The following is a 26,500-nucleotide window of genomic DNA, read 5'->3' on the forward strand; positions in this document are numbered from 1 at the left end:
GTAGATCATGCGATATCTGGTGACCGGCGCGTGCGGATTCATCGGTTCGACCCTGGTGGATCGTCTGCTGGCCGAAGGCAACGAGGTGATCGGGATCGACAATCTCGTCACCGGTGTCCCGGCCAACCTCGACCAGGCGCTGCGTTTCAACAGGATTCGGCCGGGAAAGTTCACTTTCTTGAAGGCCGATATCCAAGCGACCGAGCTGGTCGGCATCGTCGACGGCGCCAACCCCGATGTCGTCTGCCATCTTGCCGCACAGGTTGACCTACGGGCATCGGTTTCCGATCCGCAATTCGACGCCCGGGCAAATGTGCTGGGCACGATCAACATTCTGGAGGCCACCCGGCGCGCGGGAGTTCGCCGCTTTGTCTATGCCGCGTCCGGGGGGTCGCGATATGGAGCGCCGACGAGCCTGCCGGTCGCCGAGACCGCCCCACTGAAGCCGCTGTCGCCGTATGCGGCCGCCAAGGTTGCCGGCGAAATGTACATCGGCGCGTATGCCGGCATGTACGGCATCGCTCCGATCTGTTTGGGACTGTCGAATGTATACGGGCCACGCCAGAATCCGTTCGGCGAAGCCGGTGTGATCGCGGTCTTCGGGAGCAGAATGATCAGCGGCAAACCCGTCACCGTGTACGGCGACGGCACCGCCTCCCGTGATTACGTCTACGTCGACGATGTGGTGGACGCTTTTGTGCGGGCCGGTCGGGCCCCGCTGTCCACGGTAGGTACCTACAACATCGGCACGGGGCAACAGGCCACCGTCACCGAGGTGCACCGCGCCATCGCCGCTGTGCTCGATGGGGCGCCGGAGCCGTGCTTCGCTCCGGCCCGGACCGGTGAACTTCACGAGATCGCCCTGGATCCGACAAAGGCAAAAAGGGATCTCGGGTGGGAACCCGCTGTCGACCTCGTGGAGGGAATCGACCGTACCGTGCGTTGGCTGCGCGCGACCCTCGATCCTGAGCCGGCCCTTCTGCTGGATGCCTGAACGCAGTAATCGACGGTTTTTTGCGTACTAGGAGGCGAATTGAATCCCATAGTGAGGCGCCGCCTCGAGCAGATTCGGCAACGGTGGTGGCTGGTTCTGCTGATTGTCGCTGCTGCCGTGCTGTCGGCCGTGCCGGCACTGCTCACCGCCAAACCGACGTACATCGGGACCTCGACCCTCATCCTGGCCTCACCGGGTCGTAACCCGGTAGACGACGCGACGATGGCCGTCGGGTACATCAGCCTTTTCAACGAACCCGAGATGATCACCCGATTGCGGGCGAACCGGAACATCCCAGAGGATGTCACCTTCATCGGTCGAACGGTGGCTGCGAGCCCAATTCTCGTGATCGAGGCGACCGCGTCAGATCCAGAGGTTGCCCAGCGAACAGCGGCCAATATGGCCGAGGCGTTTCGCGATGACATCAACGCTGTCCGGAAAAAGGGCAACGACAAGGCCATTCTCAATACCGAGAAGCAACTCGACGTGCTGCTCGACCACCCCGGACCCGACGGTCTGATCAATCCGATGGCGCCTGTCGTGCAGCAGAGGCTGGACAGCTTGCGGTCTGACTCCACGAATCAACTCCGGGATCTGCAGTTACAGGCCGGCGTCACCGCCATCACCCCGAACGCCCTGTTCGAGTTGGCGTTACGGTGTGTCGGCGGATTGCTGCTCGGTGTGCTTGCCGCCCTGGGGCTGGCCGCGATGTCCACCCGAATCGCCAACGCCGCAGATCTTTTGGACAAGACCCAGCTGGAACCGCTGGTCGAGGTCCCTGGCGGTGGTTCGATCGAGCTGAACCGATTGCGAGAGGACCGGCTGCGCACGCTCGCCAACTTCGTCACCCTCCAGGACCAGGCGAAGTCCAAGGTCATCGCGCTGACCGATTGCCGCGGCGCCCGCGGCGCCCGTGAGCTCGCCGAGGCACTGGCCAGATTGTCGGCACAACAGGGATATCGAACCGTCCTGGTGTACGCCGACAACGACGGATCGCAGCACGCTCAGGGCCTCGGTTTCAACGATGCGCTGGTCAATAGTGCGCTGGCCAACGGCTTGCTGAAGGACGGCGCAGTCGATTCGCTGCAGGTCTTGGGTGCGGGTTCGGTGGTTGCCGACCGGTATTCGCTCGTCGGACGGGACAAGATCGTCGCGGTCCTCGATGAGCTGCGTGCAGGCGCCGACACCATCGTGGTCGCCGCGCCTTCGCTGGTCGAGACCATCGAGGCTCAATCAATCTGTGCCGCAGCTGACTTCACCATGGTCGTGGTCGGCAGCCATTCGTCACGGGCTGGCGATGTGGCAGCCGCGGTCGATGTGCTCGCCGATGCGCGCGCAGTGCTCCTCGGAGCGGTGCTGATCGACGGTAGACGGCCGCCCCGTCCGCGGGGAGGCCTGCGTCGGCGGTGGGCGACTGTGAACGGTGTTGAGCACCGGGTGAACGCGGACCGGGGCGAGCTCACCTTTGGGCAGTCCGAATGACGATGGTGACCGCGCCGGTCGGCGCCACTGCCGGCGCCGTGCGGGTGCGAGCTTGGTTGCCTTTCGCTGCCATCGCTCTGGTGATGCCTGCGGTGCTGCTGGTCGGCGCGAAATCCGGCTACCTGCTGGTGCTCGGTGCGGCTGCGGCTGCGGTGGGGGTGTGCATTCTGGTCAGCCCGGTGTTCGGCACCGTGCTGCTGCTCGTCACGATGTTCCTGCGGCTGCCTATTCGCGCCCAGGCGGCACTGCCGGTCGAGTTGTTCCTGGTGGTTTTTGCCGGGACCGTCGTTGCGGCCGTGCTATGGCTGGACCGGACGCGCGAACGCGTGCGCGGTACCGGGCCCATCGAGTGGGCGATGGCCGCATACGTGACCTGCAACGTCTACTCGATGCTCGCCCCACATCAATACGGCACGGGTGACCCGCTTCTGGGCACCGACCTGCCGATCCCGAGGTTCATCTTCGTCGGGACGTTGATTCCGTTCGCGATGTACCTGGTGGGGCGCTACGCCTTCGACCGGGTAGCGACGGTGCGTGCCCTGCTCTGGGTGATCCTGGGTCTGGCGTCCTATTCGGCCGCGGTCAGCATCATGCCGGCCGTCGGGCTGGCGGGTCAGGTCTGGCCCCGCTACATCGTCACCGATGTCCGCCCGAGCTGGGCCGGTCGCGCCGTGGGGATCTTCAACCAGCCTGTAGGCAACGGGATGGTCCTGGTCCTGGGCTTCGCCATCGCCATGGTGCTGTTGCACCGGCGCAACGATCCGACGTGGCAGCGGGCCGCGGCGCTGGTGGTTGCGGTTGCCAGTGGCTGCGGTCTGTATCTGACCCATACCCGGGCGGTCTGGCTCGCCGGCGTCGTGGTGCTCGTCATCGGCGCCATCCTCGCCAAGGGATGCCGCCGGGGGTACATCGCGATACTCCTGGTGCTGGGCGCCACGGTCGTCGTCAACTGGGCGGCATTCACCAGCGCGGACCGGGCGGCCGGCGGAGTGGGCTCCGATGCGGAGGTCGAGTCACGGCTCAACGACATGCAGACTGCGCTGTGGGCGTTCACGCAGCGACCCATCGACGGCTGGGGAGTGGGCCGCTTTCAGTCGGTCAACACGATTCATCATCAGCAGTGGGCTGCCGATGTGCCCTGGGCGAGCGGCTTCGGCGAGGTCTCTCATCAGAACGAGCTGGCGATCCTGGCCGAGTTGGGCGTGATCGGGCTCGCGGCGTGGGTCTGCGTACTGGCGTTCATCGCTTACCGCCTGTGGAATGCCTACCGGACACTGCCGGACCAGGACCTGTGTGGCAGGCCGCTCATGCTGATGGCGATGATGGCCATCGCTGTACTGGTCTGTGCCGGTTTGACGGTCGACCTCCGGTACTTCGACTTCCCCACGGCTGTCATCTTTCTGCTCGCCGGGGTGGCCGTAGGGTGGTCCGATCGTGGCAGACATCTGCCGGACGCCGGGCATGACGGCCGCGCCGCGAGATTGTCCTACGGCGAGGTGACGCGATGAGCGGGCGGCCGATCCGGCTGCTGTTCGTGGTCCCGGATCTGATGGTCGGCGGTGCCGAGCGCCATGTGACCACCTTGTTGCCGCGGATGGATCCAGAACGGTTCGTGCCTTCGGTCATATGCATCGGCGAGCAAGGCGGGCTCTTCCCCGACCTGCTGGCCGAGGGAATCGAGGCCCGGGCACTGAATCTGGGCGGAAAGCACCAAGCCGCCCGGGCCCTGTTCGAGCTCATCGCAGCCGTCCGGGAGCAGCGGCCGGATGTCGTGGTGGTCCGCGGTTACAACGCAGAAACGCTGGGTCGCATCGCGGCCCGGGTCGCCGGTGTGCCGCACACGGTGATGTGGGTGCACAACATCGCCGATCCCACGCCTCGAAGCACTCTGCGCGCCAACCTCGACCGCGCGTTGAATCACTGGACGAGTGCCTATTTCGGCGTCGCTGAGGCACAGCGGGCCTACATGGTCGACGAACTCGGCTATCCCGACGACAAGATCCGCATCATCCTCAACGGGGTGGACCCGACATTGTTCGGTACCAACATCGCCCCTGAGGCGAAATCCGAATTCGGCTGGGAAGACGGCGATCCGGTTGTCGGCATCGTCGCCGAGCTCAGCCCGGTGAAGGACCACGTCACCTTTCTGCACGCGGCGCGCCTGGTGGTCGACCAGATACCCCGGGCACGGTTCCTCGTCATCGGGGACGGGGTGTGCCGTTCCGAGCTGGAGGCGTTGTCGGCGGAGCTGGACATCACCGCGAACGTCCGTTTCACCGGTGTGCGTCGTGACGTCGCCCGGCTGTTCGGCGCGATGGATGTCTTCACGCTGAGTTCGCTGTCAGAGTGCTTTTCGATCGCACTGCTGGAAGCAATGGCGTGCGCCAAACCGGCGGTCTGCACCGCGGTCGGCGGAACCGCCGAGATCATCGACGCGGGGGAGACCGGCTATCTGGTGCCGCCGAAAGCTCCGCGGCAGCTCGCCATCCGCCTGATCGAGTTGCTGTCCGACCCGCACACCGCGCACCGGATGGGACGCGCCGGACGCAATCGCGTCCTCACCGAGTTCAGCCTGGACCGCAGCGTCGAGGCGGCCCAGCAGGCCTTCGAAGGCGTCCTCGCAAACCGGCATCTTTCGATCGGACGGGGTTGAGAAGCCATGCGGCACATATTGATACTGGTCGAGAACCTCTCGGTGCCGTTCGACCGTCGGGTATGGCAGGAAGCCCGGGCGCTGACCGACGCAGGTTTCAAGGTCACCGTCATCTGCCCGGTCGGCACCGGTCAGGACACCGAGCAGGAGACGGTGATCGAGGATGTCCGGATCCTGCGCTACCCGCTGCGCGCGGCCACCGGCGGCCCGAGCGGGTATCTGAGCGAGTACACGCTCGCGCTGTTCCACACGCTGCGCCTCGCGATCAAGGTCCGCCGCGAGGGCCCCGTCGACATCGTGCATGCGTGCAACCCTCCAGACCTGTTGTTCCTCATCGCTCTGGCGCTGCGCCCGGGCGGCACCCGGTTCGTCTTCGACCATCACGACCTGGGGCCCGAGATGTTCCTCTCCAGGTTCCCCGAAGGAGGACGAATCCTGTACTGGCTCACGCGATTCGTCGAACGACTCACCTTCGCCACCGCGGACGCGGTGATCTCGACGAACGAGAGTTACCGCCGCATCGCGATCGAGCGCGGCAAAGTCGCCGCCGAGCGGGTGACCGTGGTGCGCACCGCACCCGACCTGAGCCGATTCCTGCAGCGGGAACCCGATGACAGCCTGCGTCGTGGCAAGCACTATCTGCTCGCGTATCTGGGCGTAATGGGCCCCTCGGACGGGGTCGACTACGCGGTGCGGGCGATTGCGTACCTGCGCGATGTGGTCGGGCGCGACGATTTTCACTGCATCTTCATGGGTGCGGGCGACTCACACGACGAAGTGGCCGCCCTCAGCGCGCGTCTCGGGCTCGCCGACATCGTGGAATTCCCTGGGCGGGTGTCCGATGAGTTCGCGCAGCGATGTCTTTCCACGGCCGATGTGTGCCTGGCCCCCGACCCGCGCAATCCGCTGAACGACGTGTCGACGATGAACAAGGTGGTCGAGTACATGGCGATGGCCCGGCCGATCGTTTCCTTCGATCTCGTCGAGGCGCGGGTGTCGGCTGCCGATGCTGCGGTGTACGTCGAGCCCAACGACGAACTCAAGTTCGCGCAGGCCATCGACGCTCTGCTCGACGACCCCGAGCGACGCCGGCGGATGGGCGAGTGCGGCTATCGCAGGGTGGCCCGTGAACTGTCCTGGGAGGTGTCCCGGCGTGCCCTGGTCCGGTTCTACGAACAGCTGCTCGGCCGGGGTGGCTCCAGGCAACTGCCGGCGGTTGCGACCGAAACACTATCCATTCGAAGCGATTTGACCAACCGTCCGCACCATTCGGAGGCGAAATGAAGCAGGCCGTGCAGAACTTGAAAACCGGCGAGGTCTCGGTGCGGGAGGTGCCCCCGCCGAAGCTGAACCGGGGCGGCGCACTGGTGGCCACGCTGTCCTCGCTGATCAGCGCGGGCACCGAGCGCAACAAGATCGAACTCGGTGAGAAGAGCATGCTCGGAAAGGCCAGGGCGCGGCCCGAATTGGCCAGGCAGGTCGTCGAAAAGGCCCGTCAGGACGGTGTGAAGGAGACTTACCGCACCGTCATGCAGCGGCTGGAAGCGCCCAACCTGCTGGGTTACAGCGCTGCCGGCCGGGTGCTGGCCGTCGCGCCCGATGTGCCCGGCATCGAGGTCGGCGATCTCGTCGCCTGTTCGGGAGCGGGCTATGCGAATCATGCCGAGGTCAACTTCATCCCCAAACATCTGCTCGCCAAGGTGCCCGAAGGGGTCAGTGCGGACGAGGCGGCCTACGGAACCCTGGGTTGTATCGCGATGCACGGGGTGCGACAGGCCGAGATCGGACTCGGGGACCGTGTGCTCGTGGTGGGTCTGGGGCTGGTGGGCCTCATCGCCGCCCAACTGGCCAGGGCCGCGGGTGCGCGCGTGTTCGGTACCGATCTCGATCCCGCCGCGTGTCTGCTGGCGGAGAGCGTCGGCGTCGAGCGGGCCGCGCCGCGGGCGTCCATCGAGGCCGTCATCGGCGACATCACCGGTGGCGTCGGTGTCGACGCGGTGGTGATCTGCGCGGCCGCCCATTCCAACGATCCCATCGAGCTCGCCGCACGACTCGTCCGCAACCGCGGGCGGGTGGTGCTGGTGGGTACCGTCGGGCTGACGTTGCCCCGAGATCCGTTCTATATGAAAGAGATCGAACTGCGGTACTCGCGCTCCTACGGCCCGGGACGCTACGACCCCGGATACGAGGAACACGGACACGATTACCCCATCGGATACGTCCGCTGGACCGAGCAGCGCAACTTGGGGGAGTTCCTGCGTCTGGTCCACGATGGGCGGGTGGACGTCGGGACACTGACCACGCATCGCCTGCCGGTGGACGACGCCGCCGACGCCTACGCATTGATATCCGGCAGGTCGCCCGATGCGGCACGACCGATCGGCGTGCTGCTGCAGTACCCGGACGGGCAGGCTGCGGCCGCCCGCAGCCAGATCGCGGTGAAGCCGCGCACCCGGCTGCCGGCCGAGCGGGTGGGGTTGGGGATGGTGGGAGCGGGGAACTTCGCGACCCGCGTCCTGCTCCCGGCCCTGATGGACACCGGCAAGGTGCAGCCCGTCGGGATCACCACATCCAGCGGCACCACCGCGGGTCAGGTGGCCCAGACCTACGGATTCGGGCATTCGACGGGCGACGCCGACGCGCTGATCAATGCCCACGGTGTCGATGCGGTCGTGATCGCCACCCGCCACGATTCGCATGCGGGACTCGCCGCGCAGGCTCTGCGCGCCGGAAAGGCCACCTTCTGCGAGAAGCCGCTCGCCACCACATGGGAGGACCTCGAGCAGGTCGCGTCGGCATGGACCGAGAGTGGCGCGCCACTTCTGGTGGGGTTCAACCGCCGGTTCTCGCCACTGAGCACGAAGCTGAAAGAGGCGCTGCCGCGTGGCGTGCCGAGAGTCATGATCGCCCGCTGCAACGCCGGTCAGATGCCGCCGGACCACTGGATGCGCGATTCCATCTTCGGCGGCGGGCGGATCGTCGGCGAACTCTGCCACTTCCTCGACCTGGCCTGCTCGATGGCCGAGGGCCGCCCGCTGCGGGTGTCCGCGGAGGCCATCGGTTCGCCGGACTCCGCCGAGCTGGCAGACACGATCGTGGTGCAGGTCGCGTTCTCCTGCGGCTCCATCGCCAGCCTGCAGTATCTGGGCAACGGCGATCCGAGTATCCCCAAGGAGCGCATCGAGGTCTATTGCGGCGGTGTGGTCGGCATCATCGACGACTTCTTCGCCTTGGAAATCGGGCACGCCGGGAAGCGGAAACGCTCGCGAGGACGCCGCCAGGAGAAGGGGCACCGCGAGGAGATGCGGCTGTTCGTCGACCTCGCCACCGGCGCGGGCGACATGGAAGCTGTTGCCGAGGACGCCTTCTGGTCCAGCGCACTCACCCTGCAGGTGCCCTGGGCGCTGGCCCAGGGCAGGGCCGTGCTGGTCGACCTGCCCAAGGCGCTCGGCGGGCGCGGGGCAGACGCCGGGCTGGCCGGAGCCGAGGAACAGCCGGGATGAGCGCGCGCAGCCGGCTCACGGTCGCCCTGGTGGGGCCCTTCCCCCCGCCGTACGGCGGCATGGGTGTCTACTTCTCCGCCGTCGAGGCGGGCGTGCGGCAGCAGGGCATGGTGCCGTTGCGCGTCCCGGTCCCGTATGCCGCGGTGGGCGGTTGGTGGCGCGACCTGGGCAGGGTGGTGGCCTTCGCGCGCGCCGCCCTGACGGTGCTGCGCACCAGACCCGATGTGGTGCACTGTGTGACGGGCAGCCAGCCGAACCTGATCGGCAACATCCTGCCGCTGCTGGCCGCCGGGATGGCGCGTAGGCCGAGCGTACTGTCGATCGCCGGTGGTGAGTTTCCGGCCGCGGTCACCGCGTACCGCGGTGCCCGCAGACGGCTGGTCCAGTTCATCCTCACCCGGCCGCAGCTGCTCATCGCGTGTACCGACGAGATCGCCGAGGCGCTCCTGTCGGTCGGCGTGCCGCAGTCCCGCATCGTCGTTCTGTCAAATGCGTTGCCGCTCAATTTGGATCCGCGCGCCGATCAGGTGCTCCCGCCCGAGGTCGCCGACTTCGCCGACACCCATGCACCGTTGATCGCCTCCATCAGTGGCTGGTACGAGCTCTACGGGAGCCAGGATCTCGTGGCGGCCGTGCGTGAGCTCCGCGTGACGAACCCCGAACTGGGCCTCGTGCTGATGGTCAAGGCCGGCGGTGACGCCGCATTCCGCGCCGGACTGCTGGAACGTGTCTCCCGCGACGGCCTGGCCGACGCGGTCATGGTGCGCGAGGACGAACAGGCGGTGTTCCCGATCCTGCGCAGGGTGGATGCCTTCGTGCGGACCCCGCACCATGAGGGTGACGCGATCTCGGTGCGCGAGGCATTGGCCGTCGGAACACCCGTGGTGGCCAGCGATGTCGGATTCCGACCGAGCGGAGTCATCCGCTACCGCCCCGCCGATCCGGGAGATCTCGCGGCCAGACTCGCCGACACCATCGCCCGCCGGGCCGCCGGAGTTGCGATGAACGATCGCGACCCCGCTGAAGGAGAACGAAACCTGGAGTTCCTGCTTTCGTCCTACCGGCGCCTGGCCGGCGTGGGCGTAGCCGACCGGGAGGCCCAAGATGCCCGAACTTAGCTGGTATGCCGGTCGGGCAGCCACCATGTCACCGCGTGAGATGGTCTGGCGGGCCAAGAAAATGGGCGAGACGCTCATCCGTCGCGACGTGTGGCTGGAGCCGATCGATTCCCGGATGCTGCGGCGCCCCGCCGCCGACTGGGACGAAATGCGGCAGCGCTTCGCCGACGGCAAGGGGCGACCGGTGCTGCTCGATCAGGAGCGGGCCCGCCGGATCGCGGCGGAGCACCCGGCGATCGTGCGCGCGGTCCTCGGCGATGCCGATCGGTGCATCGCCGGCGAACGTGCCTATTTCGGATACCCGAGTGTGAACATCGGTCGGTTCATCGACTGGAGTTACGACCCGATCACCGATTTCCGTTGGCCCGAAGCCACCAGTGGCAGGATCGACCACCAAGAGGCGGTCAGCGACCCAAAATGGATCTGGGAACTCAACCGCCTGCAGCATCTACCGGTGCTGGCCCAGGCATGGCTGTTCACCGGTGAATCACACTATGCAGAAACCGCTTTCGAACATCTTGACTCCTGGCTGGACCAGAACCCGGCGGCCACCGCGACCATGTGGCGCAGCCCGTTCGAGGTGGGGCTGCGGGCGATCTCGGTCGCCGTTGCGCTGCAGGGACTCCGCAATTCCCCCGCGATGACCACGCAGCGTTACCGCCGGGCGGTTCGGATGCTCGATGCGAGCGCCCGTCACTGCTGGCACAACCGATCCCGGTTCAGTTCGGCCAACAACCACCTGGTCGGCGAACTCACCGGGCTGGTGACCGTACACCTGTTGTTCCCGGAGCTGGCCGCACCCGCGGCGCTGAAAAGGCGTGCCATCACTGCGCTGAGTGCCGCCGCGGATCAGCTGATCCTGCCCGATGGGGCCGGCGCCGAGCAGTCGATCTCCTATCAGATATTCACCGCGGAGTTGTTCGCGATCTTGGTGGCATTGTGGCGTCTGTGCGGCGATCAGGTACCGGCCCGCATCGCTGCCGCACTCGAGCGCAGCACCCGGTATCTGGTCTCACTGGTCGGCTCACACGACCCGGATCCGCGGTACGGGGACGACGATGACGGCTTCGCGCTGAGACTGGGCGCCGAGCCGAAGCGCACGGTCCGTGCCCATTTCGGCATCGTGGCCGCGACGACCGGACACGAGAGCGCGGCGCGGTACGGCGAGATGACGCCGGCCGCCGCCTGGGTCGCAGCTGCGCTGGGCACACCGCTGCGTGCGATCGGTGCCGGAACGGGTCTGGACGGCGCCGACTCGAGCATGTACGCACCGAGCGGCGGATTGGTGGTGCTGCGACCGGGCCGCAACCGGTTGACCATGGACGTCGGTCCACTCGGTTACCTCTCGACCGCGGCCCACGGTCACGCCGACGCGCTGGCGGTGACGCTCAGCGACCGGGACGGAGAGATCATCGTGGACCCGGGGACCGGCAGCTACTGCATGAATCCGGACTGGCGAACAGTGCACCGCGGCACCCGCGCGCATCCGACTGTGTGTGTCGACGACGTCAACCAGTCGGTGATCGGTGGTCCGTTCTACTGGCGGCGGCACGCCACCACCACCGTGCGCTCGGTCGATCTCGAACGGGGTGTCGTCGACGCCGAGCACGACGGCTACCGCAGACTCGACGACCCTGTGACGCACCGGCGTTGGCTGATCGCCCCGCCCGGCGATACGACCGTGATCGTGGTCGATCTGCTGGATGGGAAGCGGACACACGGCATCGCGGTGTCCTGGCCCGTGCATCCTGCGCTGGACTGGCTTCCCACCCAGGACGGTCACATGGTCTCCCGGGACGGTGTTCCGGTTCTGCAGCTGTGCTATGCCGCAACGACGCCGGTGGAAACCGGCCAAGTCCGGGGCGACACCGATTCCGGCCTGGGCTGGTGGTCGGATCGACTGGAGGGCAGGGTGCCCGCATGGCTGCTCACCGCGCGCACCGGGGCCGGCCTGCCGGTGGCGCTGCTGTCGCTCCTGCACACCGTCGACTCCGGTTTGATCGCCCTGCCCGAAATCACCCGTAGCGGTGAGGTACTGGCCGTCAGCTGGTCCCAGGACGGCATCCGGCGCGCACTGACGATCGACACCAGTCGGTCCGGGGCCGTGGCGACCGTGTCCTGTCCGTCGATCGTTTCGTCAGCACGAGGGTGGTGAGCAGTATGAATGCACAGCAATCGTCAGCTGTCAGTGTTTTCGGTCTCGGCTATGTGGGTTGCGTGAGTGCGGCATGTCTGGCCTCCCGCGGTCACCGTGTCATCGGCGTGGACGTGAATCCGGCCAAGCTGGACGGGCTGCGCCACGGCAGGTCACCGATCGTCGAGAGCGAGATCGGTGAGCTCACCGCCGAGGTTGTTGCTGCAGGCCGTCTCACGGTGTCCGCGGACGCGCACGCCGCGGTCCTCGCGTCCGACATCTCGCTGATCTGCGTCGGCACGCCATCGACCAGCGGTGGCGGCTTGACCACCCGGTATCTCGAAGAGGTCACCTCCGAGATCGGTCTGGCGATCCGGGAGAAGAATCGGCACCATGTGGTCGTTTATCGCAGCACCATGGTGCCGGGTACCTGCGAGACGCTCCTGATACCGCTGCTGGAACGGGTTTCGGGCAAGCGCGCGGGGATCGATTTCGGCGTATGTGTCAATCCCGAGTTCCTGCGCGAGGGAACCAGCGTGCGGGACTTCTTCGCACCCCCGAAAACAGTGGTGGGAGCGACAGATCCGGCGAGCGGTGACAAGGTCATCGGCATCTATGACGGCCTTCCCGGTCCGGTCTTCCGGGTGCCCATCAGGGTCGCGGAGATGACGAAGTACATCGACAACAGCTTCCACGCCCTCAAGATCGGCTTCGCCAACGAGGTCGGCGCCCTGTGCGCCGCGCTGGGCTTGGATTCGCATGCCGTCATGGACATCTTTGTGGCCGACACCAAACTCAACATCAGCCCGGCCTATCTGCGGCCGGGATTCGCCTTCGGTGGCTCGTGCCTGCCCAAGGATCTGCGCGCGCTCACCCACACCGCGCGGCGTAACGACGTCGACCTTCCCTTGCTGTCGAACCTTTTGGTGTCCAACGAGGTTCATCTGCGGCGGGCCCTCGATATGGTTGTCGCCCACGGGCGGCGCAAGGTGGGGATCTTCGGCATGTCGTTCAAGCCGGGAACCGATGACTTGCGTGAGAGCCCGATGGTAGAACTTGCAGAGCGCCTCATCGGAAAGGGATTCGACGTCAAGATCCACGACGCCAATGTCGTGCTGTCGAGGCTTCTCGGCGCGAACCGGGCCTATATCGACGAGCGGCTGCCTCATGTGGGCGACCTACTGACCGACGATATCGACGCCGTGCTCGAGCACGGCGAAGTTCTGATCATCGGATCGTCGGCACCCGAGGTTGTCGAGGCGGTGTCACGCGCCGGCGCGCAGCGACTGATCATCGACCTGGTGCGACTGCCCGACGCCGCGCAACTGCGCGGAACGCCGACCTATCAGGGCATCGGCTGGTAGCTCATGTCCGTCTCGTCGGAAAGTCAGGGCATCGCGCAAGATGGGCTCAGCGGGGTGCTCAAACGCGGAGTGGGGTACTCCGTGATAGGAGTGGCCGTCTCCCAGGTCGTGGTCATCGTTCAGACGATCGTGCTGGGCCGGTTGCTCGGTCCGGTGGAGGTGGGTGTCTTCACGGCAGGCACGGTGTTGATGGGTTTCCTGCTGGTGTTCTCGCAGGGCACGCTGGCCCAGGCACTGATCAAGCGCGAGGGCGACATCGAGGACGCGGCCAACACGGTGCTGGCCGCCAACGCTGCGACCGGTCTGCTGTTCGGAATCGGAGTGCTGGCTTCCGCGCCCCTCATCGGGCACCTGTTTCACGACCCCCGGGTCGGCCACATCGCGGCCGCAACGTCGGGTCTGGTGCTGCTCTATTTGTGTCTGAGCGTGCCAGAGGCACTCATGCAGCGCACATTTCAATTCAAGCAACGAATGATCATCCAGCCCGCGGCAAAGATTGCGTTCGCCGGCGTTTCGACGGTGTTCGCATTCCTGGGATTCGGCGCGTGGTCCATGGTCTACGGTTCCTACGCGTCGATCACCGTCCTGCTGGTGCTGAGCTGGTGGATGGCGAGGTGGCGTCCGTTCCGCGGTCACATCTCGTTCCGGCTCTGGCGCGAGATGGCGACCTTCTCGCTGCCCCTACTCCTGGACAACGTCGCACACAGCATCCGGGAGACGTTCCAGCAGGTGCTCCTCGGCCGTCGGCTCGGGACCGGTGACCTGGGCCAGTACCGCTACGGCTACCAGATGGCGGGCATACCGGCGGCAGCCATCGTCGATGTGTTCGGGTACCTGTTGTTTCCCGCGTTCGCGAAGCTCTCCACCGACCGCGACCGGTTCAGGGGCGCGTTCCTGCGCGCTCTGGGCTGGACCTGGTTTGTTGCCCTACCGATCGGAGCTCTGTTGGTGGTGCTCGGCGAGCCGGTCGCGGTGCTGCTTTTCGGCGACGAATGGCGGCCGGCCGGTTCGGCGGCCATGGCGATGGCGGGAGTTGCGGTGGGGGCCGCGCTCAACGCACTCGGCGTGACGGTGATCAAGGGCGGCGGCCGGGTGTCCCTGGTCAACTGGTTGAGTGTGCTCGGTCTGGTTGTGCATCTGCCGCTTATCGTGCTGCTCTTACCCTTTGGCCTCATCGGAGTGGGTATCGGGCTGTCGGTCACCTATCTGCTCGGCGGCTGCGCAAGTATCCTGATCGCCCGCTCGGTGGTCGATGTGCCGTTACGCGATATCGTGACGAGCCTGGCTCCGATCACGTTTTCGGCAGTGGTGGCCTTCGTCGTGGCTTTTCCCACCGAGCACCTCGCCCTCAGATCCGATCAGCACGTCGAGCCGATAGGCCTGACCTTGGTGTTGGTCGATTGTGTGGTCTTCGCGTTGGTATATCTCGGCGCACTGCGTCTCTTGTCGCCGAGCAGATTTCGTTCGGTCCGAGGCTTCGCAGAACGTACCGCGGTCAAGTTGATGGTCCCGCTCGGAGGCGGGCGAAAGTGAGGATCTCGATATGGGGATGAAAATAATGATGATCGGTACGTACCCACTGGAGCCCGGGGTGGTCGTCGGTGGCGTCGAGTCGGCGATGAGCGTCCTGGTGCCGGCCTTGGCGGAGCGGTCCGACGTCGACAGTGTCACCGTGCTGCGCTTCCATCACGGCGAGGCCTCGACCGCTTACCGACGCGAATCTCAGAAGGTTGAAATCCACTATGTGCGAGGGCAGTACAGGTGGCGGATGCTCACCGGAGGGTTGCTGGACCTGCGTAAGGCGCGGGAGCTGTTCGCGACACTGAACCCCGATGTGGTGCACGGCCAGGGAATCGGTCTGAACAGCGATATCGCAGCACGCTGCAGCCCGAACTGCGTGGTGACCGTGCACGGCATCAGCTATGTCGAGACCCACTTCTATGACGGGCCGGGCCTTCGTACGACCCTGCGGGCCAAGTTGTTGGAGTACGTGGCCCGCAGGGTTCTGCATCGCGCCAAGGTGGTCATCTCGATCTCGAAGTACGATGCCGGCGAACTCGACGGGCACACCCGGGGAACGCGGGTCAGCATCGCGAACGCGACCGCAGCGGAGTTCTTCGAGCTCGCGTCATCTGCGCCCACCGCGCCCCGCCTCCTGTTTGCCGGCGGACTCGTCCCCCTCAAGAACCCACTGGGCGTGGTGAATGCCTTCGCCAAGGTGCACCGAAGTGTTCCCGATGCCCGCCTGGTGCTGGTCGGCCCGGAACCGGATGCGGTCTACGCGAAAACCATTCGAGATCGGGTCGCGGCTCTGGGCCTCGACGATCACGTCGAGTTCGCCGGCTTCGTGGACAACGAACGGATGCGGCACGAAATCGCGATTGCGCGAGCCATCGTCGTGTTCTCCCGCCAGGAGAACGCGCCCACCATCATCGCGCAGGCGATGGCGGCAGCAAAGCCGGTCGTAGCCGCGAGGGTTGGCGGGGTACCGGAGATGGTGGACGACGGTGAGTCCGGATTCCTGGTGGAATCCGAAGACGAAGATGGGCTGGCCGACTGTCTGACAAGAATTTTGGACGATCAGCCGCTATCTCTGCGGATGGGCCGGCGCGGGCATGACATTGCGTTGGAGCGTTTCACGCCCGAGGCAGTCGCCGAGATGACCGTCGATGCATATCGGACCGCCCTGATGAGGAGCTATGTGTGATGACGGACGCAACACCCGGTCGAGCGCATCGCGCGCAGGTCAAGTTGATGGCGGCCCGCATTCTCTGTGCGGCAGGTGTGCCGGCACTCGCGCGTTGGCGGAACTCGCAGCGACTGGCGATCCTCATGTTCCACGGGGTGGAGGGTAAGCCGCTGTCACCCCCCTGCGACTACGTGAATGACGCAGACACCCTGCGGCGCGAGCTGAAGTACCTGCGTAGGCACTTCACTGTGCTGCCGTTGCAGGAGGCACTGGAGCGGCTCCATGACGGCACGCTACCCCGCCGCGCGGCGACGCTGACCTTCGACGACGGGACGCGCAACCTCGCGATCCATGCGGCGCCGGTCCTGCGGGACCTCGAACTGCCCGCCGCGGTGTTCCTCGCGACCGGGCCGATGGGAACAACGGAAGCGCTGTGGCCCGATCGGCTGTGGATCGCCTTCGCGGGAACGACAGTGCCCGAGATCGACCTCACAGCCATCGGTTTCGGGATGCGTTCGATTCGGAACCCCGATGACCGCGACCACACGCGGAACATGGTCGTCCAGCACTTCAAGCAGCTCCCGGATGCGGAGCGCATCGCACGGGTCGACCAGCTGGTCGCCGCACTCGGGGCAGATTGCGACGCAGGCGGCGGACCATTCGAGATGCTGTCCTGGGATGAAGCCCGCGTTCTCGCCGGCGACGGCCGGGTGTCGCTCTACCCGCACACCGTCACACACCCGATACTCGCACGCTGCTCAGATGAGAAGGTCGAGTTCGAGATCTCCGAGTCGTGTCGGACAGTGGCGCGCGAGACAGGCAGCGCGCCGACGATTTTCGCCTATCCGAACGGCGGCGAAAGTGACTTCGATCAGCGCGCGAAGGCAGTATTGCAGCGCAATGGCATTCCCTGGGCGCTTTCGACGACCCACGGCTTCGCCGACCGCCACTCGGATCCGCTTGCGCTGCCACGACTGGCGGTCGGGCCCGACCCGTCGTTGGCACTGTTCCGGTTGAAGATATCCGGATTCAACCTGCGATGGGTTCACCTCCTCGCCGACAGGGTGTTACGGCGGGAACGCGTCGAAGCGACCAGCGAGGTGGGGGCCTGCGGCTAGAGAGACAGTGCGCTACCGGCGGCGCGAAAACCGGTGTGGTAGACGATATCGGTGGAAGACGTGGGCTCCCGGTACACGCCTTCCTTGTAGTACACCTCAGTCGTACCGGGAATCAGGGTCCGAACGAAGTACGTGTCGTCGCCATTGGCAAGAGTTTGCTGTACCCCGTTGAGCCACAGCCGGACCCACCCGCGATCATCCGATGATGACCAATGGATCGCCATCATCACGTCATGCCACTGGCCGACGTCCAACGGCGTGTCGAAAATCGACAACTGCCCAAGATATTCGTCCGGTGCGGACTGTTTCTCTATGGTCAGCGACCAGTACCCGTTCTTCATGCTCGTGGTCCAACTGACCGGTGGGCTGCCGCCGGCATAGGCGTGCCACTGATTGGTGACCGCCCATCCGAGATCCGCATGATTCGCCGGGTACGAAGGATCGAACCTGGTCGAGAATCGATACCACCTGGTCTGTCCTTCGACACCGCCGGACACGGTGCCGCCCTGCACCTCTGAGCGTTCACCGCCTCCGAACGGGGGCACGTCGCCCGGGCGGACCTCGTAGCGGGCGACCTGGCCCTTGTCGGGGTCCTGCACGACCCGTGCGGAATACGTGGGCACGTAGTCGCTCGCACTGTCGTTGTATCCCCTGGCCTGTACGGTGGGCCACTGGGAGAAGTTTCCGGTGGAGTAGTCGCCGACGAACAGCGGGGCCGCGGACACATTCGGGGCGAGTGACAGTGCAATGGCGACGGCCGTCGTGATCGGGGCGACTGCGCGTGAAACGCGCACGAAGTGCCTTCGGGTCATGAGGGAAGAAAAAGGAAATTGTTCACGTATCCGTGAGGCATGGCGTGCGGTACGAATTCGTCCGTCAGATACCTCAATTGGTCTCGCTCCAAATCGAAGGCCGCGATCGGATGCGTACCGTCCTCGTCGAGGAAGAAACAGTCATAACCCACCTCCACCAGCCGCCCGATCAGGTCCATCATCGGCGTTGCACGGTGCCGTTGCTCTATCTCGATGGCCAGCACCGGGCGGTGGCGCTCGATGGTCCGCCAGCCGCCGTCGACTACCTCGTCCTCGTGGCCTTCGACGTCGCACTTCACGAAGCTCAGCGCCTGTTCTTCGCGCTGCATCAAGCTGTCGAGTCTGCGCTTCTGCACCTGAATCTGGACGGAATCGTCATCAATGCCGGCGCGGAGACTGGCCAGGGCATCGATGGCCATCCGGTGGTATCGCGGAACCCGCAGAGTTGCCTCGCCGTCACTGTCGGACAGCGCCACCGGATGTACGCTGATGTTGGGTCTGCTCATCGACAGTGTGGTCAGACGCTCGACGTTCCCGGGATACGGTTCGAACGAATGAACGCGGCCATCGGTTCCGACCTGCCGAGACATCATCCAGGTATAGACACCGCGGTTGGCTCCGATGTCGAGAACCGATTGGCCGGGCCGCACGAACCTGCGTACGACATCACGGAGCCGGTCGCGCTGCAACTGCAATTTGAGTCCGCGCAGTTTCACACTCAGCCGTGGGTCAATCGTATCGACGCGTCGTTCAAGGAGATTCATGTCTGGCGCCTCCGGCCGGTTGTGGTTTGGGGGACGAGCTGCTGCTCGTCACCACTTCGTAGCGAGACGTGGCCGACCGTGACCCGCCCAGCGCCCTCCGTTCGACGCGAAAGCGGAGGCGAGGCTTCTGGATGACCGTCCACGTGAGCGTCTCGGTGTGATTTCCGAAGCTGCGCTTCAGCCGGTTCTCACCGGCCATGAAGTCATAGGTTTCGGCGCCTTCCTGCCACGCTCGTTTGATGGCGAGCGCATGAGCGACGACACCGGGCCGCTCGTGTGCCTCCGGCTGGATGAACCCGCTCTGGTAGGCGTACACGCGATTGCCGCGCCGGAAGTTGTAGAGGACACCGAGCGTGCGGTCGCCGCTTCGAAGGCGTAGCAGCTGGACGGCTCCTTCGGCGAACGCCCGCTCGATGAGGCGTTCATGGAAGTGTTCGAAGAACGGGTGGACAAAAGCGTGTGGCAGGTTGCGCCGCTCCCACCAAGGGACGTGGAGTTCCTTGAGAGTCCGGAAGAAGGCGAGCGCCTCGGTCTCGTCGGCTGCCGCTTCGAGTGTGACCGGTTCCAGCTTGCGCATTGCGCGCCGTAGCTGCGACCGGGCGTTGGCGCTGAGAATGGCGGTGATGTCACCTTGACTGGCCGACAGGGGGCGCAGGTCCACCGCGAAGGAAACCTCCGGGGCCTCCTCCCGGACCAATCCCAGCGCCTCCACCTGGGAAACCGGCGGAGGCGCCGAAATCCCGGGGAAGCTGATCTCATCGACTTCCTTGGTGGCGCAGAAGGCCTGCATCAGCCCCTCCCAACCGACCTCCGGGTCGGCCAGCAATCCGTTGTGTTCGAGGAAGATGCAGTCCAGTCGTGGATCTCCGGTGGCATTGAGGATCCAGCGGCGTGCTCTGACTATCCGGTGCCGGCGTATCTGGGCATCTCCCAGTACAGCCAGCGCCACCGTCCGTCCATCCGCCGTGCCCCGTAGGAGGTGCGGCCGTGCGTCCGCAGGGACCGTTTCGAGCAGGGTGCCGATCCAGTTCCAGGTGAGGAAGAACGACGGTGATGCCTGGATTTCGAGTCGGCGCCATTCCCGCTCAAGCTCGTCGAGTGCACCGATGGGCTCGATGTTGAAGACGACGTCGCTCTGCCCCGTCCTGCGGATGCTGCACTGGAGGATTCTTAGCGGTTGCTCGCCGGGCGCCGTTGTCCGTTCCGGGCTCGACCCTTGCGGGTATGTTCCCCGGCTCACCAGGGCACACATGCCAGCTCGCTGTACAGGTAGTCGATCTGCTCGGGGGCCAGGCTGGTACTGAGGTACAGCTTTGGCCAGCCGTCGTACTTGACTGACAGATAAGGCTTGTAGTCCACCAATCGCAGCTCGGCCAGCGTCGCCACGAGTCGGTACCGAAGCAGCAGATGACGGGCCAGCGGGAACAGCGAACGATGGAACAAAGTGGGATTGCTGACATGCAGGATCTGCGCCACCGGCTTCCTCCCATACGTCGCCTCCCGCCAGATGACGTAGCAGTAGTCGTCATCGCGTATCAGCACGAGGTGGCGAGCGGCCATGGCTTTCGCGTGGTCGCCATAGAGCGCCAGTTGGGTTCCGGTGAGCGTCCGGCCGATGACAACGGGGTCGGCACTCACCTTCGTCTGCCCCGGAAGAGCCGGCCAGGGCACGTTGGGAATGACCGCCGCGGTCGTGTCGAGGGCGCGGAATCCCAACCAGGCGAGGATCTCCTGTGAACCGGTGTCGGGCGTCAGGACGGTGAAGCTGTAACCCTCCTGGCCCAGCAGTGCCTTGAGTAGGGATATGCTCCACGACCGATAGTCCGGCAGCACGCACCACGAACCCATGTTGCAGAACCGCTCCGACCGTCCGCTCACCAGACGTTCCGAGTAGAGCGCCAACAACGCACCGACGACACGCTGTCCGTCGCGCAGCATGAATCCGTGATTGGGTGCTGCCACATTCCATGGCATCGGCGCGCATGCCTCGGCCCAGGGCACCTGGTCGTTGAGATTCGCCTGCAGGAAGTCGGCGACCTCCGAAAGGTCTTCGGCCGCGATCGGTTTCATTTCGACCGCACCTCGAATCCCTTTGGCCAGCAGCGCCGCCGGCCGACTCACATTTCCGTGGATCTCGTCCATACCTGGCTGGTTCCCCTCTCCGACTGTTAGGGCTGGATGTGTGCGAGCCGTCAGGCCGGAAGGTCGATCTCGTGATGCCCGCGGGTCACGCTGATTGCCGGTTCCTCACCGGGTCCCGGCGTGGGTGCATCGCAGTTGGCACGCCACCATGCCTGCCCGGATGCCGGCAGGCTGCCGATCGGATCGTAGAACGGGTAGACGCGGCTCAAAGCATCGGCATCGGACTGATCCAGCCCGGTGCGGTAGTTCTTGTTCCAATACGAAATGCCGAGTTCGCGATCGTATTTCACCATCTGATGCACCCAGCGCTTGCCCACGTAAGGCACGTCGCACACGAGTCGAGGAGTGGCGAAACCCGGCAGATAGCCCATGATCGCCAGTTGCAGCTGCTGGGCCTCGCCCAACGAGGTGCGCCAGTGCTCCGCGTGCGGGATCATGTCGCAGAGGTAGAAGTAGTACGGCACGATGTTGGCCTCGCCCTGCAGGGCAAAGCACAGATCGAGCAGGTCGTCGGCGGTGGCGTTCACGCCCCGCATCAGCACGCCCTGGTTGCGAACGTCCCGTAGGCCGGCGTCGATCAGAGCCCGCGCCGCCGCCGCGACCAGAGGCGTCACCGACTGCACGTGGTTGATGTGGGTGTGCAGCGCCAGGTTCACCCCGCGAGCCGCCGCCGTCAGTGCGAGACGATTGATCCCGTCGACGACCTTGGGTTGCAGCCAGTGTTGCGGGAGGGCGGCCAGCGCCTTGGTGGCCAGCCGGATGTCGCGGATGGTGTCGATCTCCAGAAGCTGCGCGATGAACGCCTCCAGGCGCGGCCAGGGGACATTGGCGAGATCCCCACCGGACACCACGACATCACGCACGGTCGGTGTGACCCGCAGATAGGTGAGCATGCGGTCCTGCCGGTCGGCCGACAGTAGGGGCAGGGTGGACTTGGTGACCGCCGGCGTGGACTTGCCGACCAGATCCATGCGGGTGCAATGCCCGCAGTACTGCGGGCAGGTGGACACCAGCTCGGCGAGTACCTTTGTCGGGTACCTGTGGGTCAGTCCCTCCACCACCCACATATCAGCCTCGTGCAGCGAGTCACGTTCGGCGTAGGGGTGTGAGACCCATTCCGGATCGCGGTCGCTGAGTACCGGCAGCATGTAACGCCGGATGGGATCGGCATAGAAGGCCTCGGTGATACTCCAGCGTTCCGGTCCGCAGTGCGGAGCCATGGTGTTGAGCATCTGCGGAGGCAGCAACATCTGCATGGTGGCGCGCTGTTGCTGGTCGGCAATCAGGTCCTCATAGAAACGATCGTCGAGCAGATGCCCCATCACAGCCCGGAGTTGCGCGATGTTCTTGACAGAATGTGCGCGCTGCCATTGCGGATCCTGCCACTGTGCCTCGGTGACCGCAGCCCAGCCCGGGTAACGACGCCAGTCCGGTTCGGCCAGCTCCTTGCGGGTGTAGACATACGGCTGATCGGTTGCGGCGGTGAAGTGCGCTGTTTCGCTGGACATTTCAGTACGCCCCGCCATGCCGGAACACCGCGCGCAGGGTCTTGGTGATGATCAGGAGATCGCCGGCCATCGACCAGTTGTCGACGTAGGAGAGATCAAGGCGGATCGCGTCCTCCCACGCCAGATCGGATCGGCCGCTTACCTGCCAGAGCCCCGTGATACCAGGCTTGACCAGCAGTCGGCGCAGAGAATCACTGTCGTCCTCCTCGTCCTGAATCCAGAAGAGGGGCCGCGGTCCGACCACGCTCATGTCGCGGCGCAGGACGTTGATGAACTGTGGCAACTCATCGATGCTGAACCGTCTGAGTATTCGCCCGACCGGCGTCACCCGCGGATCATTCTTGATCTTGAACAGCTGCCCGTCGCACTCGTTGCTTCCCATCAGGTTGACGAGCTTCTTGTCGGCGTCCTGCACCATCGTCCGCAGCTTCAGCATGCGAAATGATTTACCGGCGAATCCGATTCGTTCCGACGAGTAGAAGACAGGTCCGGGACTGGTCACCTTGATGGCGGCCGCCGCGATCAGCAGGACCGGCAGCGCGGCGGTCAGCGCGGCGGCGGCAAAGCAGAGATCGAAGGCCCTCTTCTGGAAGCGTTCGGCACCCCGATACTGCGGCTTCTCGATGTGCAGCAGCGGCAGGCCGGCGACGGGCAGCATGGTCAGCCGGGAACCCGCGACATCCGTCACTCCCGGGGAAACCAGGAGCTCGACGCCGAGGGGCTCCAGCTTCCAGATGAGCTTGCGAATCTGCTGAACTCCGAGATGCTCGGTGCCGACGACCGCCAGTGTGTCCGCGCCGTACGAGCGGATCAGTGTCTCCAAGGTGGCCAGATCACAGCTGCCGCCGCCGACGATGGGTATCTGTTCGCCACGGACCAGCAAGTGCTGGTCGGGGAATGCCCGGCTGCCCGGAATGCAGGCACCCACGAAACGGAATCCGTCCGCCGGGCGCCGGGTGAGTTCGTTGGCCAGGTTGGTGACCGCCTCGGTGTTCCCGACCGCGAACACGGTGTTCTGGTAGCTGCCATCGGTTCGCTTGCGCGCCACGTACCGCCGCGCCAGCCACCTGCTCAGCACCAATCCGAAAATGCCGGCCGGGAGTGCCACCGCGAGGTAACCGCGGGCGATCTCGAGGTGGAAGATGTACTCGGTCATCGCGATGGCCCCGAATGTCCAGATGGACGCCTCGACGGCGCGCCGGTACTCCTCGAGACCCCTGCCGATGATCCGTGTGCACCTGGCTCGGAATCCAGCCAGCAGCGACAACCAGATGATGACGGTCAGGACTGAACACGCAGTGGCATAGCGATTCTCGTGTCCGGTGACGAAGGGCGGCAGGCCGAAGCGGACGTACTGCGCGAACGCCACTGCAACGCACACCACGATGGCATCGGTGATGCGCAGATTGGCGGCGTAACGCTGTTGCCAGCGCGGACGCGTGAGATCCGTGGCCGGCGACCGCTCGGCGTCGAGATCCGCGCCCTGCCTGCCGTTGATGACCTCGACGCGCTCATCGGCGGTGCTTCCCGGCATACTCATGATGCGCGGATCTCCTGCATCGTGGCCATGTGCCACTCGATGGTGCGGGCGAGCCCGTCCTCCAGCTCCACCTGAGGGTTCCAGCCGAGCAGGTCGCGCGCCCGGGTGATGTCGGGCTTGCGGCGCGTCGGGTCGTCTTCGGGTAACGGGTGCCGCTCGATGGTGGATGACGAACCGATGAGTTCGCAGACCAGCTCAGCGATCTGGCTCACGGTGAGCTCGGCCGGGTTGCCGAGGTTGATCGGCCCCTGCAGATCCGAGTCGAGCATCGCCACCAGGCCGCGGACCAGGTCGTCCACGTAGCACAGGCTCCGGGTCTGAGTACCGTCTCCGAAGACGGTCAACGGTGCGCATCGCAGTGCCTGGTCGATGAAGTTGGTCACGACCCGTCCGTCGTCGGGGCGCATCCCCGGGCCATAGGTGTTGAAGATACGCACGATTCCGGTGTTCACCCCGCATGCGGTGCGGTAGGCGGTGGTCAACGATTCCGCGTAGCGCTTCGCCTCGTCATAGACACTGCGCGGGCCGAGTGGATTGACATTGCCCCAGTAGTCCTCGGACTGCGGATGCACCAGCGGGTCACCGTAGACCTCGCTGGTCGACGCCAGCACGAAGCGTGCCGATTGTGCCAGGGCGAAGTCGAGCGCGTTCCGGGTGCCTTCCGAGCCGGTACGCAGGGTGAAGATCGGCCGCTCCAGGTAAGCCGGTGGTGAGGCCGGGCTGGCCAGGTGCACGACCCCATCGACATCGTCGATGATGGAGATCGGTTCCAGCACAGTGCCTTCGATGAAGGTGAACAGGGGTGAGGTGAAGAGGTGTTCGAGGTTCGTGCGCCGCCCGGTCGACAGATCGTCGATGCAGTACACGGTGTCCCCACGCCCGATCAGTACGGTGCACAGGTTCGATCCGAGGAACCCGGCTCCTCCAGTGACGAGAATCCTCATGAGTGTTGTCCTCTGCTGTCCGGATGGGTCCGATCATTGAAAGTCGTCATTGGCAGCCCAGACCGCGATAGGTCCAGCCCGCTGCGCGCCAGGTCTCGGGATCGAGGCAGTTACGCGCGTCGATGATGCATCGGGATCTGGTGACAGCGGCGAGTTCCTGTGGCTGGAGCCGGCGGAACTCTTCCCACTCGGTGAGCACGAGCACGGCGTCGGCCTCCATACAGGCCTCGACGGCCGAGAACGCAAAGTTGAGTGCCGGGAACGACTTCCGGGAATTGTCCATCGCCTTGGGGTCGTACACTGTGACATCCGCGCCCTCCGAACGGATCTGGTCGGCAACGGCCAGTGCGGGTGAATCGCGGATGTCGTCGGTGTTCGGTTTGAACGCCGAGCCCAGAATTCCGACCCGTGCCCCGGCCAGCGATCCGCACTCCTCCCGGGCCATGGCGACGACCCGGGTACGGCGCCGGATGTTGATGTTGTCGATCTCGCGCAGAAAGTTGAGGGATTCGCCTACGCCCAGTTCGGTGGCGCGGGAGATGAACGCGCGGATGTCCTTCGACAGGCACCCGCCGCCAAATCCGAGCCCGGCGTTGAGGAAGCGACGTCCGATGCGATCGTCGTACCCGATCACGTCGGCGAGCGATGTGACGTCAGCCGACGCAGCCTCACACACTTCGGCAATCGCGTTGATGAACGAGATCTTCGTGGCGAGGAACGCGTTGGCCGCGACCTTCGCCAGTTCGGCGGTTTCGAGATTTGTCACCAGGAACGGGATGCCCTCCTGCAGAAGTGGGGCATACAGCTCCCTGATGGTCTCCTCCGACCGGAGATCGTGGCGATCCTCCAGGCCCAACACGATCCGGTCCGGATGCAGGGTGTCGTTGATCGCGAACCCCTCCCTGAGGAATTCCGGATTCCAGGTCAGCCTCACATCGTCACCGGCAGGAGCGGTCCGGCGCACACGGTCTGCCAGCCGTTGGGCTGTTCCGACGGGCACCGTCGACTTGCCGACGATGAGCGCGGGCCGGTTCAGGTGGCGGCACAGGGAGTCGATCGCCGCGTCGACATAGGACAGGTCGGCACCCGCGTCCCGCTTGTTCTGCGGAGTACCGACGGTGATGAAATGGACATCAGCGAATTCCGCTGCCTCAGCGAGTGATTCGGTGAATCCGAGTCGGCCTGAAGCCATACCTTCTTGAACGAGGGCGTCCAGTCCCGGCTCGAAGAACGGCAGCGCGCCGGATCGGAGCCTGGCCACCTTGTCCGGATCGATATCGGCGGTCAGCACGCTGTGCCCGAGTTGTGCCAGGCATGCGGCATGTGTCGTCCCCAGGTACCCGGCTCCGATTACGGCGACCTTCACGTCAGATCCCCCATTCAGGCCGCGGCTCGGATACCGGTACGGATTCCGAACAGTGAGGCGGCCGATCAATGTCAGCAGGCTGGCTGCACGAACGCCCGTGACGAACACCATGTCGAGTCATTCCGTGAAGCACATGCTCACTATTGTTTGCTGGCCGCCGGCAGTACATGGACCATAGGAACGATATTTCCGATGAATCGATGCCCAGTCCCTGGATTAACCTGCGCAGCCCTCGTGTTCTCCGCCGTCGTGGCTGTGGCGGCCTCCGGTGCAGGTTGTGCAGACGTTTCCTGGGCTGGTGTGACGCTTTAAGCGCAGTTGCGCGCTGATTCGAGGGTCCAGAGCCGGCCCATCCCGGTGGTCTTGAGG

The 26,500-nt window shown here is 65.3% G+C and carries 20 protein-coding genes; 12 read left to right on the top strand and 8 right to left on the bottom strand.

The features are described from left to right. The first annotated feature begins 7 nt into the window (after positions 1 to 7). From ASE48_RS30480 to ASE48_RS30535, 12 genes are read left to right on the top strand one after another with little or no spacing between them, the layout of a single operon-like run. A complete protein-coding gene (locus tag ASE48_RS30480; protein ID WP_057170928.1) occupies positions 8 to 994 on the top strand; it encodes an NAD-dependent epimerase/dehydratase family protein in 987 nt (328 codons plus the stop codon). Positions 995 to 1,045: 51 nt separating this feature from the next. Further along, the gene (locus ASE48_RS30485; protein ID WP_057170929.1) at positions 1,046 to 2,476 is read left to right on the top strand and encodes a hypothetical protein; all 1,431 of its coding nucleotides are present in this window, start codon (positions 1,046 to 1,048) and stop codon (positions 2,474 to 2,476) included. After that, the gene (locus ASE48_RS30490; protein WP_235571745.1) at positions 2,473 to 3,984 is read left to right on the top strand and encodes an O-antigen ligase family protein; all 1,512 of its coding nucleotides are present in this window, start codon (positions 2,473 to 2,475) and stop codon (positions 3,982 to 3,984) included. Before ASE48_RS30485 ends, ASE48_RS30490 begins: the two co-directional genes overlap by 4 nt. Beyond that, on the top strand, positions 3,981 to 5,129 hold the full coding sequence (locus tag ASE48_RS30495) for a glycosyltransferase (protein ID WP_200962308.1): 1,149 nt from the start codon (positions 3,981 to 3,983) through the stop codon (positions 5,127 to 5,129). Before ASE48_RS30490 ends, ASE48_RS30495 begins: the two co-directional genes overlap by 4 nt. Before the next feature lie 6 nt (positions 5,130 to 5,135). Continuing rightward, positions 5,136 to 6,413, top strand: coding sequence for a glycosyltransferase family 4 protein (locus ASE48_RS30500; protein ID WP_082614540.1), 1,278 nt, complete (start codon positions 5,136 to 5,138; stop codon positions 6,411 to 6,413). A gap of 8 nt (positions 6,414 to 6,421) precedes the next feature. Then, a complete protein-coding gene (locus tag ASE48_RS30505) occupies positions 6,422 to 8,632 on the top strand; it encodes a bi-domain-containing oxidoreductase (RefSeq protein WP_162264298.1) in 2,211 nt (736 codons plus the stop codon). Continuing rightward, positions 8,629 to 9,750, top strand: coding sequence for a glycosyltransferase family 4 protein (locus tag ASE48_RS32945; RefSeq protein ID WP_057170931.1), 1,122 nt, complete (start codon positions 8,629 to 8,631; stop codon positions 9,748 to 9,750). The genes ASE48_RS30505 and ASE48_RS32945 overlap by 4 nt, the downstream gene beginning before the upstream one ends. A 25-nt stretch (positions 9,751 to 9,775) precedes the next feature. Then, positions 9,776 to 11,905: a heparinase II/III family protein gene (locus ASE48_RS30515; RefSeq protein WP_235571747.1), complete on the top strand. Its 2,130-nt coding sequence runs from the start codon at positions 9,776 to 9,778 to the stop codon at positions 11,903 to 11,905. Positions 11,906 to 11,910: 5 nt separating this feature from the next. Continuing rightward, positions 11,911 to 13,248 (top strand): nucleotide sugar dehydrogenase, encoded by a 1,338-nt coding sequence (locus ASE48_RS30520; protein WP_057170977.1) that lies wholly within the window; start codon positions 11,911 to 11,913, stop codon positions 13,246 to 13,248. A 3-nt stretch (positions 13,249 to 13,251) separates the two neighbouring features. Next, positions 13,252 to 14,781: an oligosaccharide flippase family protein gene (locus ASE48_RS30525; RefSeq protein ID WP_057170932.1), complete on the top strand. Its 1,530-nt coding sequence runs from the start codon at positions 13,252 to 13,254 to the stop codon at positions 14,779 to 14,781. Positions 14,782 to 14,806: 25 nt separating this feature from the next. Next, positions 14,807 to 15,955, top strand: coding sequence for a glycosyltransferase family 4 protein (locus tag ASE48_RS30530; protein WP_057170933.1), 1,149 nt, complete (start codon positions 14,807 to 14,809; stop codon positions 15,953 to 15,955). After that, the gene (locus ASE48_RS30535) at positions 15,955 to 17,055 is read left to right on the top strand and encodes a polysaccharide deacetylase family protein (protein WP_082614542.1); all 1,101 of its coding nucleotides are present in this window, start codon (positions 15,955 to 15,957) and stop codon (positions 17,053 to 17,055) included. Before ASE48_RS30530 ends, ASE48_RS30535 begins: the two co-directional genes overlap by 1 nt. On the opposite strand, the gene ASE48_RS30540 is transcribed toward ASE48_RS30535, so the two are convergent. The 8 genes from ASE48_RS30540 to ASE48_RS30575 form a co-directional block, all read right to left on the bottom strand. Then, complete coding sequence (locus ASE48_RS30540; protein ID WP_057170934.1) at positions 17,052 to 17,867, bottom strand: polysaccharide lyase; 816 nt, start codon at positions 17,865 to 17,867, stop codon at positions 17,052 to 17,054. The two genes, ASE48_RS30535 and ASE48_RS30540, sit on opposite strands and share 4 nt — an antisense overlap. Continuing rightward, positions 17,864 to 18,631, bottom strand: a complete 768-nt coding sequence (locus tag ASE48_RS30545) for an FkbM family methyltransferase (RefSeq protein ID WP_082614543.1) — start codon at positions 18,629 to 18,631, stop codon at positions 17,864 to 17,866. The genes ASE48_RS30540 and ASE48_RS30545 overlap by 4 nt, the downstream gene beginning before the upstream one ends. After that, positions 18,618 to 19,883, bottom strand: coding sequence for a GNAT family N-acetyltransferase (locus tag ASE48_RS30550; protein WP_082614544.1), 1,266 nt, complete (start codon positions 19,881 to 19,883; stop codon positions 18,618 to 18,620). Before ASE48_RS30550 ends, ASE48_RS30545 begins: the two co-directional genes overlap by 14 nt. After that, positions 19,868 to 20,701: a hypothetical protein gene (locus ASE48_RS30555; protein WP_057170978.1), complete on the bottom strand. Its 834-nt coding sequence runs from the start codon at positions 20,699 to 20,701 to the stop codon at positions 19,868 to 19,870. The genes ASE48_RS30550 and ASE48_RS30555 overlap by 16 nt, the downstream gene beginning before the upstream one ends. Before the next feature lie 122 nt (positions 20,702 to 20,823). After that, a complete protein-coding gene (locus ASE48_RS30560; protein WP_235571749.1) occupies positions 20,824 to 22,281 on the bottom strand; it encodes a KamA family radical SAM protein in 1,458 nt (485 codons plus the stop codon). 1 nt (position 22,282) lies between these two features. Then, complete coding sequence (locus ASE48_RS30565) at positions 22,283 to 23,821, bottom strand: sugar transferase (RefSeq protein ID WP_057170936.1); 1,539 nt, start codon at positions 23,819 to 23,821, stop codon at positions 22,283 to 22,285. Beyond that, the gene (locus ASE48_RS30570; protein WP_057170937.1) at positions 23,818 to 24,765 is read right to left on the bottom strand and encodes a UDP-glucuronic acid decarboxylase family protein; all 948 of its coding nucleotides are present in this window, start codon (positions 24,763 to 24,765) and stop codon (positions 23,818 to 23,820) included. Before ASE48_RS30570 ends, ASE48_RS30565 begins: the two co-directional genes overlap by 4 nt. Positions 24,766 to 24,811: 46 nt before the next feature. Then, complete coding sequence (locus ASE48_RS30575; RefSeq protein WP_057170938.1) at positions 24,812 to 26,131, bottom strand: UDP-glucose dehydrogenase family protein; 1,320 nt, start codon at positions 26,129 to 26,131, stop codon at positions 24,812 to 24,814. Between the last annotated feature and the right edge of the window lie 369 nt (positions 26,132 to 26,500).

The sequence above is a fragment of the Mycobacterium sp. Root265 genome (assembly GCF_001428895.1).
In the GTDB taxonomy this organism is placed as follows: domain Bacteria; phylum Actinomycetota; class Actinomycetes; order Mycobacteriales; family Mycobacteriaceae; genus Mycobacterium.